14 protein-coding genes are annotated in these 15,279 nt (G+C 69.1%); 1 reads left to right on the top strand and 13 read right to left on the bottom strand.

Annotation, left to right across the window (positions count from 1 at the left end):
• Window positions 1-5 precede the first annotated feature (5 nt).
• The 3 genes from hisD to dnaE form a co-directional block, all read right to left on the bottom strand.
• Entirely contained in the window at window positions 6-1,307 is a 1,302-nt protein-coding gene (gene hisD / locus QE428_RS10420) for a histidinol dehydrogenase (RefSeq protein ID WP_307468837.1), read from the bottom strand.
• A 20-nt stretch (window positions 1,308-1,327) separates the two neighbouring features.
• Window positions 1,328-2,422, bottom strand: coding sequence for a hypothetical protein (locus tag QE428_RS10415; protein ID WP_307468834.1), 1,095 nt, complete (start codon window positions 2,420-2,422; stop codon window positions 1,328-1,330).
• A 96-nt stretch (window positions 2,423-2,518) separates the two neighbouring features.
• Entirely contained in the window at window positions 2,519-6,037 is a 3,519-nt protein-coding gene (gene dnaE / locus QE428_RS10410) for a DNA polymerase III subunit alpha (RefSeq protein ID WP_307468832.1), read from the bottom strand.
• Window positions 6,038-6,085: 48 nt separating this feature from the next.
• Here dnaE and QE428_RS10405 point away from each other — a divergent pair, with 48 nt between their 5' ends.
• A complete protein-coding gene (locus QE428_RS10405; protein WP_307468829.1) occupies window positions 6,086-6,559 on the top strand; it encodes an NUDIX domain-containing protein in 474 nt (157 codons plus the stop codon).
• 22 nt (window positions 6,560-6,581) lie between these two features.
• Here QE428_RS10405 and QE428_RS10400 read toward each other — a convergent pair whose 3' ends face one another.
• The 10 genes from QE428_RS10400 to QE428_RS10355 form a co-directional block, all read right to left on the bottom strand.
• The gene (locus QE428_RS10400; protein ID WP_307468827.1) at window positions 6,582-7,502 is read right to left on the bottom strand and encodes an RluA family pseudouridine synthase; all 921 of its coding nucleotides are present in this window, start codon (window positions 7,500-7,502) and stop codon (window positions 6,582-6,584) included.
• Window positions 7,489-8,121, bottom strand: coding sequence for a signal peptidase II (lspA, locus tag QE428_RS10395; protein WP_307468825.1), 633 nt, complete (start codon window positions 8,119-8,121; stop codon window positions 7,489-7,491). Before lspA ends, QE428_RS10400 begins: the two co-directional genes overlap by 14 nt.
• Window positions 8,122-8,132: 11 nt before the next feature.
• Window positions 8,133-8,747, bottom strand: a complete 615-nt coding sequence (locus tag QE428_RS10390; RefSeq protein ID WP_307468822.1) for a DivIVA domain-containing protein — start codon at window positions 8,745-8,747, stop codon at window positions 8,133-8,135.
• Between the two features lie 114 nt (window positions 8,748-8,861).
• Window positions 8,862-9,164, bottom strand: coding sequence for a YggT family protein (locus QE428_RS10385; RefSeq protein WP_091352759.1), 303 nt, complete (start codon window positions 9,162-9,164; stop codon window positions 8,862-8,864).
• 4 nt (window positions 9,165-9,168) lie between these two features.
• Entirely contained in the window at window positions 9,169-9,624 is a 456-nt protein-coding gene (locus QE428_RS10380; RefSeq protein ID WP_307468818.1) for a cell division protein SepF, read from the bottom strand.
• 32 nt (window positions 9,625-9,656) lie between these two features.
• Window positions 9,657-10,340 carry a YggS family pyridoxal phosphate-dependent enzyme gene (locus QE428_RS10375; protein ID WP_307468815.1) on the bottom strand — a complete coding sequence of 228 codons (684 nt, stop codon included), beginning with the start codon at window positions 10,338-10,340 and terminating at the stop codon, window positions 9,657-9,659.
• Between the two features lie 7 nt (window positions 10,341-10,347).
• Entirely contained in the window at window positions 10,348-11,508 is a 1,161-nt protein-coding gene (gene ftsZ, locus QE428_RS10370) for a cell division protein FtsZ (protein ID WP_307468812.1), read from the bottom strand.
• A 157-nt stretch (window positions 11,509-11,665) separates the two neighbouring features.
• Window positions 11,666-12,697, bottom strand: a complete 1,032-nt coding sequence (locus QE428_RS10365; RefSeq protein ID WP_307468810.1) for a cell division protein FtsQ/DivIB — start codon at window positions 12,695-12,697, stop codon at window positions 11,666-11,668.
• A gap of 35 nt (window positions 12,698-12,732) precedes the next feature.
• Window positions 12,733-14,133 (bottom strand): UDP-N-acetylmuramate--L-alanine ligase, encoded by a 1,401-nt coding sequence (gene murC / locus QE428_RS10360; RefSeq protein ID WP_307468807.1) that lies wholly within the window; start codon window positions 14,131-14,133, stop codon window positions 12,733-12,735.
• A gap of 69 nt (window positions 14,134-14,202) precedes the next feature.
• The gene (locus tag QE428_RS10355; protein WP_307468806.1) at window positions 14,203-15,276 is read right to left on the bottom strand and encodes a glycosyltransferase; all 1,074 of its coding nucleotides are present in this window, start codon (window positions 15,274-15,276) and stop codon (window positions 14,203-14,205) included.
• Between the last annotated feature and the right edge of the window lie 3 nt (window positions 15,277-15,279).

Genomic DNA, 15,279 nt, shown 5'->3' with positions numbered 1-15,279 from the left:
CCAGCCTACGCGTCGAAGCGCGCCGAGACGGCTTCGCCGTGCGCGGGCAGCACCTCGGCGTTCGCGAGCGTCACGATGTCGCGGTGGACCGTCTGCAGCGCCTCGCGGTCGTAGGCAATCACCTGCTGCGGCCGGAGGAAGGTGGATGCCGACAGGCCCGACGCGTACCGGGCCTGACCACCGGTCGGGAGGACGTGATTGCTGCCGGCGAGGTAGTCGCCGAGGCTCACGGGGGTCCACTGCCCGACGAAGACCGCGCCCGCGTTGACGTACTCCTCGGGACGGGGGTCGCGCAGGTGGAGTTCGAGGTGCTCGGGAGCGTAGGCGTTGCTGAAGGCCGTGGCCGTCACGATGTCGTCGACGAGCACGACGGCGGACTGAGGGCCCGCGAGCGCCTGAGCCACGCGCTCCGCGTGGTGCGTGGCCGCGGCGCGCTTCTGGACCTCGGCCACGACGGCCTCGGCGAGCGTCGCCGAATCGGTGACCAGCACGGCGGCAGCCTGCTCATCGTGCTCCGCTTGGCTCACGAGGTCGGCCGCGACGAGGCGGGCATCGGCCGAATCGTCGGCGACGATGAGGATCTCCGTCGCACCGGCCTCGGAGTCGGTGCCCACCATGCCCGCCACGACGCGCTTGGCGAGGGCCACGAAGTTGTTGCCGGGCCCGGAGATGACGTCAACGGGGGCGAGGTCGATGGCGGGAACGCCGTGCGCGTAGGCGCCGATGGCCCCTGCCCCTCCCATCGCGTAGACCTCGGTCACCCCGAGGAGTTTGGCGGCCGCGAGGATGACGGGGTGCACCCGGCCGTCGTGGTCGCGCTGAGGCGGAGAGGCGAGCGCGACCTGCTGAACGCCTGCCACCTGCGCCGGAACCACGTTCATGACGACGCTCGACGGATAGACGGCCTTCCCTCCCGGGACGTAGACGCCGGCGCGACGGACCGGACGCCAGTGCTGCTCGACGCGGGCACCGGGACCGATCTCGGTCACGACCGGAGCTGGCACCTGCGCGGCGGACGCCAGTCGTACGCGACTGATCGCGTTCTCGAGCGCGGAGCGGATGCCGGGATCGAGGGACGCGAGCGCCTCGTCGAGGTGCGCAGCGGGTACACGGACAGCGTGACCGTCGACGCCGTCGAAGCGAGAGGCCTGCTCGCGGAGCGCGACCTCGCCCCGCTCCGCGACGTCGGCGACCACAGCGGCCGCCGTGGCGAGCGCCTCATCGCGGGCAGCCGTGGCCCGGGGAACAGCGGCGAGGAGGTCGGTCGGCGTGACGGCGCGACCCCGGAGGTCGATCGTGCGGAGCATCCCTCCAGGCTACCGGCGGCTCAGCCCCGTGTGACGCCCGAGACGTCGGTCAGGTACCCGATCCGGCCGTCCTCGTGACGGACGACGAACGAGTCGCCGCGGTCTTCGATGACGAGCGCCCAGGCCGTCGGGCCGACACGGAAGAGCGGCGCGCCGTTCTCATCAACGACATCACGCTCGACCGGCGCGAGAGCCCAGAACGCCTGATGCGCCGATGCGGAAACCGGTGCGGGCTCGTCGTCCTCCGCCGGCGCTCCGAAGGGGGTCGGGTCGGGCTCGACCTCCGGCGCCGCCATCGTGAATCGTGCGTCCGAGAGAGGACGCGCGACCACGGGACGCGCACGACGAGCCACGCGGTGAGCGGGCGCCTCGGCCCGGTGAAGGAAGTCCTCGTGGAACGGCGGGATGAACGGTGCGAAGACCGTCAACGCGACCCCGGCGGCCATCAGGAGGACCTCGACCCAGACCACCCAGCTGCTCAGCCAGACACCGGTGGCGGCACCGCGGGCGATGTTCGTCCACAGCCAGCTCAACCAGAGGACGGCGGAGACGGAGAACGCGACGGAGGCGAACTGGTCGACGCCGAGGGAGCCCACGCGGCGGATGCCGTCCGGCGAGAACCGGCGAAGGGTGATGAGGAACACGGCGACTGTCGGTGCGGCGATCGACAGGACCCAGTCGATGCCCGAGGTCCAGACCGACCCGCCGCCGAGGAGGCGGGTGAATTGGTTGTCGCCGTAGAGCGGGAAGAACGAGAAGAGGAACGCCAGCGCCCACACGCCCAGGAGCGAGACCTCGCGAAGGGAGAAGGGGCCGATCCCGTACTGCGGCGGGATGTGGCCCTCACCGGATGCCGCTGCGCCGGATTCGAGCGCGGCAGGTGACCCCGTCACGGCGGGATCGTCGACGACCGTCTCGGCCTCGACGGGCTCCGAGGCAGGCGCGTCGGCGTCAGCCGTGGCATCCGTCGAGAAATCGTAGGCTTCGGTCTCACGATCGAGGCCGTTCGCGTCGACGGCGGCGGTGTCGGGAGCCCGGACCACCGTGACGTCGAGGTCCTCGACGGTGCTTCCGGCGTCGTCGGGCGACTCGGGGTTCGTCTTCTGGTCGGTCACGGTGCTCCTTCCGAACAGCGCGGATCAGCGCCGCCTGCGATCCTACCCGCGTCGGCCCTGCGGATCAGCCCGCGCGACACGGCCTGTCGCACTCGCTCAGCCGAGGCACTGCGGACCGAGCAGCCCCTTCAACTCGCCGTACAGGTCGACGGTGACGCCTACCTGCGCCGGCACCTCGAAGACCTTCGCGACGCCGCCCTTGTGCAGCTTCAGCGTCACCTCCGTCGTCCCGGGGTGACGGTCGAAGACTGCCGCGAGCTGCCCGATCGTCGTCTCGGTCGCGCGATGCTCGGGCAGCAGCAGGACGAGCGGACCCGCGGCATCCACCGATCCGAGATCCGGGACGAATGCCGACTGGCCGTGCAGGTTGCGACCGTCGTCGCGCTGCGAAACGCGCCCTCGGACGACGAGGATCGAGTCGGCGACGAGCATCGACTGGAACTCGGTGTACGTCTTGCCCATGAACATGACGGTCACCTCGCCGTCGAAGTCCTCGACGGTGATCATGCCGTAGGGGTTGCCGCTCTGCTTGGCGACGCGGTGCTGGACGCTCGTGACGAGGCCTGCGACGGTGACGATGTCGCCGTCGGAGATGTCCTCAGAGACCAGCAGGTCGTGGATGGACGTCGACGCGTGCTTCGCGAGCGGGATCTCGAGACCTGCCAGCGGATGGTCCGAGACGTAGAGGCCGAGCATCTCGCGCTCGAAGGCGAGCTTGTCCTTCTTCGTCCACTCGGGGCGTTCCGGCACGCGTGCGACCTGCTGCGGCTCGTCGTCGCCCCACAGGCTGTCGAAATCGAATCCGACCTCGCCGTTCGCCTCGCGGCGCTTGTCGAGGACGGCCTGCTCGACGGCGTCCTCGTGGATCTCCATGAGGGCACGCCGGGTCGAGCCGAGCGAGTCGAAGGCCCCGGCCTTGATGAGCGACTCCACGGTCCGCTTGTTCGCGACGTGGACCGGGACCTTGCCGAGGAAGTCGTGGAAGCTCGCATACGGACCGTCCGAGCGGGCCGACACGATCCCGTCGACGACGTTCGTCCCGACGTTGCGGACGGCGCCGAGGCCGAAACGGATGTCCTCCCCGACGGCGGCGAAGAACCGGATGGACTCCCCCACGTCGGGCGGCAGCACCCGGATGCCCATGCGGCGGCACTCGTTGAGGTACACCGCCATCTTGTCCTTCGAGTCGCCGACGCTCGTGAGGAGGGCGGCCATGTACTCGGCGGGATAGTGCGCCTTGAGATAGGCCGTCCAGTAGGAGACGAGGCCGTACGCGGCCGAGTGGGCTTTGTTGAAGGCGTAGTCCGAGAACGGGAGCAGGATGTCCCACAGCGACTTGATCGCCGCCTCACCGAAGCCGCGCTCCTTCATGCCGCCCGAGAAGCCCTCGTACTGCTTGTCGAGCTCCGACTTCTTCTTCTTGCCCATCGCGCGACGCAGGATGTCCGCCTGGCCGAGCGAGAAGCCGGCCACCTTCTGCGCGATCGCCATGACCTGCTCCTGGTAGATGATCAGGCCGTAGGTCGTGTCGAGGATGTCCCGCAGCGGCTCTTCGAGCTCGGGGTGGATCGGGGTGATCGGCTGCACGCCGTTCTTGCGGAGCGCGTAGTTGGTGTGCGAGTTCGCGCCCATCGGACCCGGGCGGTACAGCGCGATGACGGCCGAGATGTCCTCGAAGTTGTCGGGCTTCATGAGGCGTAGCAGGGACCGCATCGGGCCGCCGTCGAGCTGGAACACACCCAGGGTGTCGCCGCGGCTCAGGAGGTCGTACGCCGCTCGGTCCTCGAGTTCGAGGTGCTCGAGGTCGAGCTCCTCACCGCGGTTGGTGCGGATGTTGTCGAGGGCGTCCGAGATGATCGTGAGGTTTCGGAGCCCGAGGAAGTCCATCTTGATCAGGCCGAGGGTCTCGCACGACGGGTAGTCGAACTGCGTGACGATCTGGCCGTCCTGCTCGCGGCGCATGATCGGGATGATGTCGATCAGCGGCTCGCTCGACATGATGACGCCGGCGGCGTGGACGCCCCACTGGCGCTTCAGGCCCTCGAGCCCGAGGGCGCGGTCGAAGACCGTCTTCGCGTCGGGATCGGTGTCGACGAGCGAGCGGAACTCGCTGGCCTCCTTGTAGCGCGGGTGCTTGGCGTCGAACATGCCGCCGAGCTCCATGTCCTTGCCCATGACGGGCGGCGGCATGGCCTTCGTGAGTCTCTCGCCCATGGAGAACGGGAAGCCCAGGACGCGACCGGCATCCTTCAGTGCCTGCTTCGACTTGATGGTCCCGTAGGTGACGATCTGCGCGACGCGCTCGGACCCGTACTTCTCGGTCACGTAGTCGATGACCTCGCCGCGGCGACGGTCGTCGAAGTCGACGTCGAAGTCGGGCATCGACACGCGGTCGGGGTTCAGGAACCGCTCGAAGATGAGGCCGTGCTCGAGCGGGTCGAGGTCGGTGATGCGCATCGCGTAGGCGACCATCGAGCCGGCACCGGAGCCACGGCCGGGCCCGACGCGGATGCCGTTGTCCTTCGCCCAGTTGATGAAGTCGGCGACGACGAGGAAGTAGCCCGGGAAGCCCATCTGCAGGATGATCCCGGTCTCGTACTCGGCCTGCTTGCGGACACGGTCGGGGATGCCGCCCGGGTACCGGTAGTGCAGGCCCGCCTCGACCTCTTTGATGAGCCAGCTGTCCTCGGTCTCGCCGTCGGGGACGGGAAAGCGCGGCATGTAGTTGGCGGAGGTGTTGAACTCCACCTCGCAGCGCTCGGCGATGAGGAGCGTGTTGTCGCACGCCTCTGGGTGGTCGCGGAAGAGCTGACGCATCTCCTGCGCCGTCTTGATGTAGTACCCGTCGCCGTCGAACTTGAAGCGGTTGGGGTCGTCGAGCGTGGACCCGGACTGGACGCACAGGAGCGTCTCGTGCGCGTCGGCCTCGTGCTGGTGCGTGTAGTGGGAGTCGTTGGTGGCGACCAGCGGGATGCCGAGATCCTTCGACAGTCGGATGAGGTCGGTCATGACGCGGCGCTCGATCGACAGACCGTGATCCATGATCTCGGCGAAGTAGTTCTCCTTGCCGAAGATGTCCTGGAACTCGGCGGCGGCGGCGCGTGCCGCGTCGTACTGGCCGAGCCGCAGACGGGTCTGCACCTCACCCGAGGGACACCCTGTCGTGGCGATGAGTCCCTTGCCGTAGGTCTGCAGGAGGTCGCGGTCCATGCGGGGCTTGAAGTAGTAGCCCTCGATGCTCGACAGCGAGCTCAACCGGAAGAGGTTGTGCATGCCCTCGGTGCTCTGGCTCCACATCGTCATGTGGGTGTACGCACCCGAACCCGAGACGTCGTCGCTCTTCTGGTCGGGCGATCCCCACGCCACGCGCGATTTGTCGCTGCGGTGCGTGCCGGGCGTGACGTACGCCTCGAGACCGACGATCGGCTTGACGCCCGCTGCCTTGGCAGCGCGATAGAACTCGAACGCCGCGAACGTGTTGCCGTGGTCGGTGACGGCAATCGCCGGCATCCCGTAATCAGCGGCGGCCTGCGTCATCGCGCCGATCTTCGCGGCCCCGTCGAGCATCGAGTATTCGCTGTGGACGTGCAGATGAACGAAGGAGTCGGATGCCACGGATCGAGTCTACGTTCCGCCTCGGACAGGGCGCCTAGGCTGATCGACATGACCACCCCCGAGTTCGTCCTGACCCTCCGCGAGAAGATCGGCACCGCACCGCTCCCCCTGGTCGGAGTCACCGCGATCGTGTTCCGCGACGAGAAGGTCCTCCTCGGCAAACGCGCCGACAACGGCGAATGGCAGGCGGTCTCGGGGATCGTCGAGCCCGGCGAGGAGCCGGCCGACACAGCCGCCCGCGAATGCCTCGAGGAGGCGGGCGTCGTCGTCCGCGCGACGCGGCTCGCCGCGGTGCAGCAGGTCCCCCGCATCGTCTACGCCAACGGCGATCAGGTCGACTACCTCGATCTCGTCTTCCGCTGCGATTGGGTCTCGGGCGACCCGCATCCCGCCGACGGCGAGTTGACCGAGGTCGGCTGGTACGGCCTCGGCGACCTGGTCGAGGTCGATCAGACGCACGTACGCAAGATCGCGCTCGCGATCGCCGAGGACGACCCGGCCACGTTCGCCGGCGGTCGTTGACTCCTCGTCGATCTCCCGGACGTCACTGGTCGCGGAGGATCTCCAGAGCACCTGCGAGGTCCGCCGGGTAGTCCGATCGGAACGTCGCCCAGTCCCCCGTGGACGGATGCGCGAACGACAGTTCGTGCGCGTGCAGCCACTGGCGCGCGAGCCCGAGCTTCTGCGCCAGCGTGGGGTCGCCGCCGTACAACGGATCGCCGACGCAGGGATGCCGGTGCGCGGCCATGTGCACGCGGATCTGGTGCGTGCGACCGGTCTCGAGGTGGACCTCGAGGAGCGACGCCCGCGGGAACGCCTCGAGCGTCTCGTAGTGGGTCACCGAATCCTTGCCGTCGGGGATGACCGCGAACTTCCACGAATGGTTCGGATGACGCCCGATCGGAGCATCGATCGTTCCGACCAGGGGGTCGGGATGCCCCTGGACCACGGTGTGGTAGATCTTGTCGACCTCGCGCTCCTTGAACGCGCGCTTGAGCGCCGTGTACGAACGCTCGGTCTTCGCCACCACCATGAGGCCGCTCGTGCCGACGTCGAGCCGGTGCACGACCCCCTGTCGCTCGGGCGCACCGGACGTGGCGATCCGGAAGCCGGCGGCGGCAAGGGCGCCGACGACGGTCGGCCCCTCCCACCCGAGCGACGGGTGAGCCGCGACGCCGGCGGGCTTGTCGACCACGACGATCTCGTCGTCGTCATGGACGATGCCGAGATCGGGTACCGCGATCGGCACGATCTCGGGGCCGCGCTTGTCCTCCCAATCGACCTGCAGCCAGGCGCCGGCGACGAGCTTGTCGGACTTGCCGACCGTGCGCGCGTCGAGCTGGACACCACCCGCCTCCGCGACCTCCGCCGCGAAGGTCCGCGAGAATCCGAGGAGCTTCGCGAGCGCCGCGTCGACGCGCGTGCCGTCGAGTCCGTCCGGAACAGGAAGGCTACGGCTGGGCATGAGGATCCGCCGACGTGGACGCGTCGTCGTCCGCATTCGACGAGGCAGCATCGGTCGAGGTCGCGGTGCGCGCGGCATCCTTCTCGCGCGTGCCGTCGAATCGGAGACCGATGAGCACCAGGATCGCGACCGCGATCATCATCGTGACGATGAACATGTCCGCGACGTTGTAGATGGCCGACGGGAACCACAGCCACAGCCAGGGTGTGTGGATGAAGTCCACGACGTGTCCGACCAGGAAGCCGGGCGCGCGCAGCAGACGGTCCGTGAGATTCCCGAGGATGCCGCCGAGCAGCAGTCCGAGCACGACCGCCCAGGCGCGGGTGCGCACGCGCGTGATGCCCAGGGCGACGATCGCGATCGCCGCTGCGGCGAGCACAAGGGTGAAGACCCAGGTCACGCCCTCACCGAGCGAGAACGCCGCGCCCGGATTGAACGTCAGGTAGAGCTGGAGGAAGTCCCCGATGACGGGCACGGCCTGCCGCTCGGGCAGGTTCTGGAGAGCGAGGTACTTCGTGAACTGATCAGCGGCCAGCACCAGCACCGCGAGGATCGCGATGGTGGTGCCGGCCGCTGCGGCGCGCAGTGTCGTCCGCGTCGCGGACGTTCGGCTCGACAATGTGCGAGTGGTCAGGACGCGGGGATGGGCGTCGAGCCCGACGTTCCGGCGACGTCGAGGTCGCGGAGCTTGTCCTCGATGAAGCCACGGAGCTGAACGCGGTAGTCGCGCTCGAACTGACGGAGCTCGCTGATGCGACCCTCGAGCGTGCCACGCTCGCTCTCGAGGCGCGTGATCTCGTCGCGCGCCTTCGAACGTGCGTCGTTGAGGATGGCGTCGGCCTCGGCCTGCGCCTCGGAGATGAGCTTCTCCTTCTGAGCCTTACCCTCGGCGACGTGCTCGTCGTGCAGACGCTGCGCGAGCTCGATGATGCCGGCGGAGGCGGCGGCGGGAGCGGTAGCTGCGGGGACGGGAGCCTCGGTCGGCTCGGCCGGGGTCGGGACCTCCTCGACGACCTGGGTCTCGGGCGCTGCTTCGACCTCGGGAGCGGACTCCTGGGCAGCGGGGGTCTCGCCGGACTCGTAGGCGGCGAGCTTCGCCTTCAGTTCCTCGTTCTCGGCGATGGTCTTACGCCACTCGATGACGATCTCGTCCAGGAAGTCGTCGACCTCGTCGGGGTCGAAGCCCTCCTTGAAGCGAACATGCTGGAACTGCTTGGTGACGACGTCTTCGGGAGTCAAAGGCATGTGTCTTTCCTCTTTCGGGGCTCAGGAGGCGGGCCGGTCAATGAAGACCCGCGAGGCGCGAGCCGTACCCCGACAGCATAGTCCGCGGCTGTCATGGGTGCGACGAGGGCGCGGTCAGTATCGGCTCAGCACCTGCGTGATCGACAGCAGCACGAAGCAGCTGAGCATGGTGATGGGGAATGCGAGGTCCAGGGCGATGGGACCGATGCGCAGTGGAGGGATGAAACGACGGAAGAACTTGATGGGCGGATCCGTCACCGTGAACACGACTTCTGCCACGACGAGCCAGCCGCCGCGCGGACGCCACTCCCGATTGAACATCGGGATGTACTCCAGGACCAGACGTGCCAGGAGGAACAGCACGTAGATGAGCAGGAGCGCGTTGAGGATCCCGGCGATGAGGCCGATGACCGACACGGCGTCAGTGGGTGAAGGGGGTGGAGTCCGTGTCACCCTGGGCGATCGCGCCCTCGCCCGACACGGCGACGTTCTCGGGCGAGAGCAGGAAGACCTTGCTCGTCACGCGCTCGATACGCCCGTACAGACCCAGCGACAGACCGCTCGCGAAGTCGATGAGGCGGCGCGCGTCGGCGTCGCTCATCTGCGAGAGGTTGATGATGATCGGGATGCCGTCGCGGAAGTTCTCGGCGATCGCCTGCGCGTCGCGGTACTGCTTCGGGTGGACCGTGACGATCTCGCTCACCGTCGCTGGAGCCGGCTGACGAACGACAGCGGGGCGGTGGATGGGCGTCACCGGCGCCGTCTTGTTCTCGATCTGCTTCTCCCGGCTCTCGCGGCGCGGAGTGGGCTCCTCGTAGACCTCTTCCTCATCGGCGAGGCCCAGGTACACCATGGTCTTCTTGAGCGGGTTCGACATCGCATCCTCCGTATTGCTCGTCTGTGACGAGGCTATCCGTGCACGGGCCTCGGGCCCGTGATTGCCGAACCGATCCGCAGGTGTGTCGCACCTGCCGCGATCGCTTCGACGAAGTCGCCGGTCATCCCGGCGGAGATCCAATCGGCATCCGGCACGACCATCCGGACGCCGGCTGAGTAGGAGGCCAACCGCTCGAAGGCGGGCGCGGGCTCCTCGCCCAGGGGGGCGACGGCCATGACGCCCCGCAGGCGGAGCGACGGACAGGTCGCGGCGACATGCTCGGCGAGCTCGGCCACGCCCGATGGAGCGACGCCCCCGCGTCCCGCGTCGTCGGTCAGATTGACCTGGATGAGGACGTCGAGGACGTCGGCGTCATCGGCCCGCGCGGCGTGCAGCGCGTCGGCGAGGCGAGTCCGGTCGAGCGAGTGCACGGCATCCGCATCGCGGCGCACCGCCCGGGCCTTGTTCGTCTGCGCCTGTCCGATGAAGTGCCATCGGACCGGGTCCCCGGCGTAGGCCTCGTGCTTCGCGCTGAGCTCCTGCTGGCGGTTCTCCCCGACGTCGGTCACGCCGAGTCCGGCGAGGTCCTGCACGAGGTCGACGGGGTGGAACTTCGTGACCACGATGCGGGTGATCCCCGATGGATCGCGGCCCGCCGACCGAGCGGCATCCGAGATGCGCGCGTCGATGTCGGCGAGCCGCGAACGCAGATCCACGATCCGGTTACTTCAGGAAGTCGGGGATGTCGAGGTCGTCGTCGCCGAATGCCGAGTCGTAGTCGCTCGACGAGGACGGCGCGGACACCGACACCGACTCACGCGTACCGGCGTTCTCGGCGGCTGCGAGGTCGCGAGCCACCGTGTCGGCCGGCAGCGGCGGCAGGACCGGGGCGGATGCCGGGCGGCTGGCCGTGATCGGCTCGACCTTCACCTGGGGCTCGCCACCGTCGAAGCCGGCGGCGATGACGGTCACCCGCACCTCGTCGCCGAGGGTGTCGTCGATGACCGTACCGAAGATGATGTTGGCCTCGGGGTGCGCGGCCTCCTTCACCAACTGGGCTGCGTCGTTGATCTCGAAGATGCCGAGGTTCGAGCCGCCCTGGATCGAGAGGAGCACACCGTGGGCGCCCTCGATCGACGCCTCGAGGAGAGGGGATTCGACCGCGAGCTCGGCGGCCTTGATCGCACGGTCGGCGCCGCGCGCCGAGCCGATGCCCATGAGCGCGGAGCCCGCGCCCTGCATGACCGACTTGACGTCGGCGAAGTCGAGGTTGATGAGACCCGGGGTGGTGATCAGGTCGGTGATGCCCTGCACACCGGCGAGGAGCACCTGGTCGGCCGTGGCGAACGCCTCGATCATCGAGATGCCGCGGTCGCTGATCTCGAGGAGGCGGTCGTTCGGGACGACGATGAGGGTGTCGACCTCTTCCTTCAGCTTCGAGACGCCGGACTCGGCCTGGGTCTGACGGCGACGACCCTCGAACGAGAAGGGCTTCGTGACGACACCGATCGTGAGGGCGCCGATCGACTTCGCGATCCGTGCGACGACGGGTGCGCCACCGGTACCGGTGCCACCACCCTCGCCCGCGGTCACGAAGACCATGTCGGCGCCGGCGAGGGCCTCTTCGATCTCCTCGGCGTGATCCTCGGCGGCGCGACGGCCCACCTCGGGGTCGGCGCCGGCGCCGAGACCGCGGGTGAGCTCACGTCCCACGTCGAGCTTGATGTCGGCGTCGCTCATGAGCAGCGCCTGTGCGTCCGTGTTGACGGCGATGAACTCGACGCCGCGAAGGCCGAGCTCGATCATTCGGTTGACGGCGTTGACACCGCCACCACCCACGCCAACGACCTTGATCACAGCAAGGTAGTTCTGGTTCTGGCTCACGCCGGCCTCCGTATCGTCCTGAACCTCGAGTGCAAACCTTCAACCTCAACCAGAGGTTTAAAGAATTGCCGAGTATGCAATTCCTGATTCCGAAGGTATGCGTCGATGAGACGCCCGCCCGCATCGCGGCGGCGTGTCGTCGGATCGGATTTCCGCGTCAGCGGATGACGACGGCGGTGGGCGACGAGACGTCGTATTCCTCGACCTCGGACGGGGGTTTGGCGGTCATCGCGGCCGACAGCACCCGAGCTTTCTCGAGTGGCTCCTCGGGGCTCCCCCACAGCACGTCCGCGCCGTCGATCGTCAGCGTGACGTCATCCGGGGTGGTCGCGGACATGGCGCTGATCTGCGTGCGGAGGTCCGCCGGGAGCGACCGGTAGACGGCGCCGACCGCCCGGAAGGCGCGCGACCCCGCACCACCCGACGCATCGATGACGGGATACCCCTCGGGTGCATCCTTCGTCGTCGCGAGGACGACACCTGCGGCATCCACGAGCGAGAAGCCCGCCCTCGTGGAGACGACACCGACAGGGGTCCGCTCGACGATCCGCACCACGAGCTCCTGCGGCGGTCTCGCTTCGATCGAGTAACTCTCGACGAGGGGGAAAGCGACCAAGGCCGCCTTCACGTCGCTCGAGTCGATCAGCGCGAGCGGTGTGCCCATCTCGCCGGCGAGGGCCTTCTCCACGGCGGCGCCGGCGAGACGGTCGGTCCCCACCACCGTGATCTTCGACACCGCGAACAGCGGGCTGTACGCCGTCGCGATCGCGCCCAGACCGACGATGACGACGGCGGCGAGTCCGCCGAGCCACGCGTACCGGCGGCGGCGCTGACGCACGGTGAAGCGCCGGACCTCGCGACGCAACGCACGTCGGCGGGCGCGTGCCGCCGCCCAGACGTCGCGCATGCTGAGCGATCGCTCCGGCTCGGCATCCTCTCGGGGCGTCTCCGGCGCGACATCGTCCGGCTGCTCGGTCGGCGTGAACGGGACGACCCGCCCGAGTCGGCCGGGTCGCGACGGCTCGATGACCTCGGTGACCTGCGCATCGGAGGCCGCCGTCCCGTCCTCATCCGCAGACGGTGCGGCGGGGGGCTCGATCAGCAGCTCCGGCTCGCGAGCGCGCTCGGTGCGCGACGGCTCCTCGGGGCGGCGCGTCGGCGTCGACGGGAGCGGCGAAGGCCGCCGCATCTCAGTCCCGCTCCATCTTCAGGCCCGACCCACGGTCAGTTCTCCGCCGAACCGAGGGCGTCGAGGACCTGCGGGATGATCCGGTACACGTCGCCGCATCCGAGGGTGATGATGTAGTCGCCCGGGCGGGCGATGGATGCCGTGTACTCGGCAGCCTGCTGCCAGTCGGCCACGAAACGCACCCGGTCCTGATCATCGAACGCCCCGCTGACGAGCGCGCCGGTGACACCCGGCACGGGGTCCTCGCGGGCACCGTACACGTCGAGGACGACGGTCTGATCGGCGCGCGACTCGAGAACGTCGGCGAACTCGCGGTACATCGCCTGGGTGCGCGAGTACGTGTGCGGCTGGTGGAGCGCGATGATGCGCCCCTCACCGACGACGGTGCGGGCCGCTGCCAGGGCGGCGTCGACCTCCGTCGGGTGATGCGCGTAGTCGTCGTAGACCGATACGCCGGAGCGGATGCCGTGCAGCTCGAACCGGCGAACGGTGCCGCCGAACTCCTCGACCGCGCGCACGGCGGGCTCGAGCTCGTGACCGAGCGTCAGCAGGACGGCGACCGCGCCGGCCGCGTTGATGGCGTTGTGCGCGCCGGGGACGGCGAGGGCGCCGGATGCCGAGTGTCCCCCGTGGTGGATCGTGAAGGACACCGGCCCCTCCGTGACGATGTCGCTCACGCGGACGTCGGCGTCGGGCGACGTCCCGAAGGACACCACGTTCGGGTGGGTCAGGGCGCCGGCGACCTCGCGGGCACCGGGGTCGTCGGAGGAGATGACGACCGCCTGGGACGCGGCATCCGCGAATCGGACGAACCCGTCATAGAAGGCCTCGCGCGACCCCCAGTGGTCGAGGTGGTCGGGGTCGACGTTCGTGATGAGAGCGACGGAGGTGTCGTAGAGGAGGAACGAGCCGTCGGACTCGTCGGCTTCGATGACGAAGAGATCATCCGATCCGGTGCCGCTCGAGACGCCGAGCGATGCGATGACTCCGCCGTTGACGAACGTCGGGTCGGCCCCGATGGCGCGGAGCGCGGTGACGATCATGCCCGTCGAGGTCGTCTTGCCGTGCGCCCCGGCGACGCTCACCAGGCGGCGGCCTCCGACGAGCCAGTGGAGCGCCTGCGAGCGGTGGATGACGGCGACGCCGCGCTCCTTCGCCCGGAGGTACTCGGGGTTCTCGGGCCAGATCGCCCCGGTGAACACCACCGCATCGACGCCGTCCGGCAGGTTCGACGCATCGTGACCGACGTGCACATCGGCTCCGCGGGCGGCGAGAGCGCGCATCGTGGCACTGTCGGAACGATCGGATCCCGAGACGCGGATGCCGCGGTCGAGGAACATCCCGGCGAGTCCCGACATCCCGGAACCGCCGATCCCGATGAAGTGGGCGGCGGTGATGTCCGTGGGGATGGGGAGCGAGAGATCGGGGCGAATCATGGCCCGTCAAGTCTAGATCGGGCCCACCGGGAGGACGCTGCGGCGCGCTGGGGCGACGGGCCCGGCGGCTCAGCGACCGAGTGCGCGATCGATGAGCGCGACGACGTTCTCGCTGCCCGCTCGCGTCCCCACCGTCGACGCCGCGTCACGCATGCGGTCGAGGGCTTCCGGGTCGGCGAGCAGCGGAACGACGCTCGAGCGGATGCGGTCCCCCGTGAGCTCGCCGTCCGGGATGAGCACAGCGGCACCGGCGGCGACCGCGGACGCGGCATTGAGCGCCTGCTCGCCGTTGCCCACCGCATACGGCACGTAGACCGCAGGGATGCCCAGAGCGCTGATCTCGCTCACGGTCGCCGCACCGGAGCGCGACACGATCGCGTCGGCGAGGGCGAAGGCGAGGTCCATGCGGTCGATGTACGGAACGACTCGGTAGGCGTCGTCGCCGGGGTCGGCGATGTCGTTGCGCTCTCCCGCCGCATGCAGAACCTGCCATCCCGCGGCGACGACGTCCCGCCACGAATCGGCGAGGGCGCGGTTGATGCGGACGGCCCCGAGCGAGCCGCCGAAGACGAGGAGGACCGGCCGTTCGGCGTCGAGGCCGAACACCTCTGCGGCCTCCGCTCGGAGCGCTGCCCGGTCGAGGTGCACGATCTCGGGACGCAGCGGCATCCCGACGACCTCCGCACCACGCAGCGGAGTGCCCTCGAAAGCGACACCGGATGCCGCGGCCCGCTGCGCGCCGAGGACGTTGGCGAGTCCCGGCTTGGCGTTCGCCTCGTGCACGACCACCGGGACGCCCGCGCGCCGCGCAGCGACATACGCGGGAGCAGAGGCGTAACCACCGAAGCCCACCACCACATCGACCCCCCGCTCGCGGATGTGCCCTCGGACCTGACGCACCGCGCGCGCGAAACGTTCGGGGAAGCGGAGAGCCGCGGCATCCGGTCGACGTGGGAAGGGCACCTTGTCGACGAACAGCAGCTCGTAGCCTCGCAGAGGCACCAGCCGCGCTTCGAGCCCTTCGCGTGTGCCGAGGACCAGGACGGTGGCGTCGGGTTCGCGAGCGACGAGAGCGTCGGCGACGGCGAGCAGCGGATTGACGTGGCCCGCGGTCCCGCCGCCGGCCAGAAGGTACGTGGTCACCGG

This window comes from Microbacterium sp. SORGH_AS_0505 (assembly GCF_030818715.1).
Lineage (GTDB): Bacteria > Actinomycetota > Actinomycetes > Actinomycetales > Microbacteriaceae > Microbacterium.
The sequence above is the reverse complement of the archived record's forward strand: the minus strand, read 5'-3'. Positions and strand labels throughout refer to the sequence as shown.

Excerpts from the sequence above, each read along its gene's own strand:
- hisD (WP_307468837.1), bottom strand. The coding sequence starts at position 1,307 with ATGCTCCGCACGATCGACCTCCGGGGTCGCGCCGTCACGCCGACCGAC.
- QE428_RS10405 (WP_307468829.1), top strand. The coding sequence starts at position 6,086 with ATGACCACCCCCGAGTTCGTCCTGACCCTCCGCGAGAAGATCGGCACC.
- QE428_RS10400 (WP_307468827.1), bottom strand. The coding sequence starts at position 7,502 with ATGCCCAGCCGTAGCCTTCCTGTTCCGGACGGACTCGACGGCACGCGC.
- QE428_RS10390 (WP_307468822.1), bottom strand. The coding sequence starts at position 8,747 with ATGCCTTTGACTCCCGAAGACGTCGTCACCAAGCAGTTCCAGCATGTT.
- QE428_RS10380 (WP_307468818.1), bottom strand. The coding sequence starts at position 9,624 with ATGTCGAACCCGCTCAAGAAGACCATGGTGTACCTGGGCCTCGCCGAT.
- QE428_RS10365 (WP_307468810.1), bottom strand. The coding sequence starts at position 12,697 with ATGCGGCGGCCTTCGCCGCTCCCGTCGACGCCGACGCGCCGCCCCGAG.
- murC (WP_307468807.1), bottom strand. The coding sequence starts at position 14,133 with ATGATTCGCCCCGATCTCTCGCTCCCCATCCCCACGGACATCACCGCC.